This window comes from Limnohabitans sp. 2KL-3, from assembly GCF_001269405.1.
Taxonomy (GTDB): Bacteria; Pseudomonadota; Gammaproteobacteria; order Burkholderiales; family Burkholderiaceae_C; genus Limnohabitans_A.
Map to the genome: position 1 here is coordinate 1 of NZ_CXON01000056.1, position 1,686 is coordinate 1,686.

Genomic DNA, 1,686 nt, shown 5'->3' on the forward strand with positions numbered 1-1,686 from the left:
GCGCTGTGAGCTGGGCAAACATCATGCACAAGAGTTGGTCCCAGTGCGAGAAGCTGAGCGTGGGATAGCGACCAGCGTAGCGCTTGACGCAATCGCGAAAAATTGGCTTTGGGAGGTGTTCGTTGATCTGCGCGAAAACAAGCTTGCCTTTGTGCATGGGCGCACCTCGCAAAAAAGCAAAGTGTGCTGCCAGGCAATGGACTACTCAAATAGATTTCGACTTGAAATCAAAAAAATCTATACAAATCAAGAGGTTAGCGGCGGGGCCTGGAAAATCTCCGGACAGTAGTGGGTCAGATCCCAATTAAATTGCTAGATGCATCTAGCAAATGTCATCAATTCACTCATCCCCCCCTTTTGGGGCTTCCAGCCAAAGGCCTGGCCAGCTTTTGTGCACAAACGCCACAAGCCTTGCGCATCATCATCACGCCCGAAAACTTCACGCAGTTTTCCGACAACCCCTTAGGCTTTTTGCAGCAGGTGGCTTTGTCATAGCCATCCCCCCCTGTGGGCGAGGATTATTGTCTTTGTGGGAGCCCCGCCCTCGGGGCGATGGTCTTCTGGCTTTGTGGGAGCCCCGCCCCCGGGGCGATGGGTAGGGTGGTCTGCTAGGCTGATCGCGACGAGGGCGTCGCTCCTACAGAAAATTTAATGGGGTTCTAACCCCAATTTTTCACAACTTACAAATCAAATCAGCTCAGAAGCGGCTCGGAGTCTTTGTGCTGTTGTTGGTAAACCACCAAGCTCCAAAGCGTAGGCGAAATCTTCTGGGCTCGACTGAGGCTTTAAACGACGAGCTCGCATCCGTTTAAAAGCGGCTATGGCATTGACGCCCTGATGGCCAGTCCAAATTCCCCCACCCGTGGCCACCCCAAATTCCCCCAGGCAGCGCTGCCAGATTATGACGTTTCAGGCTGGATGGCCAAGCGAGCAGCCGCCTCCTTGAGCCTGTAGCTCTTGCCCTCAAACTCCAACATCACGCAGCGGTGCATCAGCCTGTCCAAAATCGTGCTGGCCATCGTGGCATCCCCCAGATACTTGCCCCAGTCCTGCACCACCCGGTTCGATGTCACCACCAGGGCGCGGCGCAGCTTGTAGCGCTGGTGCACGATGGCTTGCAATGCCTCTGCTGCCTCCGCCGTGATTCGCCTGGCCAGAAACAAATCGTCCACGATCAGCAAATCCGGCTTGACCCACTCCCGCAGCAAATTCGCCCTGTCCTGGCTGCTCGCCAGCGCATAACGCGCAAACTCGGTGTCCGCCTCCAAATACCGCACGTCATAGCCTTGCAGCGTGGCCTGGTACGCCAGCGCCTTGGCCACATGGCTCTTGCCTGTACCCGGTTTGCCCACAATCAGTGCATTGGCCCCTTGGGTGATGAACTTCAAGGTGTGCAACTCAAAGCACGCGGCTCGGGGTATCTTGGGGTTAAAGCGCCAGTCCAAAGTAAGCGTACGGCGAACCCCTGCCCACCCACAAGTTTCAGCCGATTCTTTGCCCAGTCAGCTGCCAGCGGTGTGGCAGCAACTCTTGAATCCGCCTATTGGGCCAGGTTGGCAGCTTCTCCATCACGTCCTTCAAGTACGCGTACGGGTCGTGACCGTTGAGTTTGGCCGACTGGATCAGACTCATCACCGCTGCCGCCCTTTGGCCCGCTCTGAGTGAGCCCGCAAACAGCCAGTTCTT

General features: G+C 56.3%; 4 protein-coding genes. 1 reads left to right on the forward strand and 3 read right to left on the reverse strand.

Annotation, left to right across the window (positions count from 1 at the left end):
- Positions 1–157: DUF4372 domain-containing protein (locus AMM41_RS22510; protein WP_194944949.1), on the reverse strand; the 157-nt coding region annotated here is incomplete at its 3' end.
- A 200-nt stretch (positions 158–357) separates the two neighbouring features.
- Between AMM41_RS22510 and AMM41_RS22125 the strand changes: the two genes are divergently transcribed.
- Entirely contained in the window at positions 358–495 is a 138-nt protein-coding gene (locus AMM41_RS22125; protein WP_194944950.1) for a hypothetical protein, read from the forward strand.
- A gap of 404 nt (positions 496–899) precedes the next feature.
- Here AMM41_RS22125 and AMM41_RS21550 read toward each other — a convergent pair whose 3' ends face one another.
- A complete protein-coding gene (locus AMM41_RS21550) occupies positions 900–1,388 on the reverse strand; it encodes an ATP-binding protein (protein WP_368664984.1) in 489 nt (162 codons plus the stop codon).
- A 94-nt stretch (positions 1,389–1,482) separates the two neighbouring features.
- Positions 1,483–1,686, reverse strand: a 204-nt coding sequence (locus AMM41_RS21555; protein ID WP_194944951.1) for a transposase domain-containing protein, incomplete at its 5' end; no start/stop codon positions are given.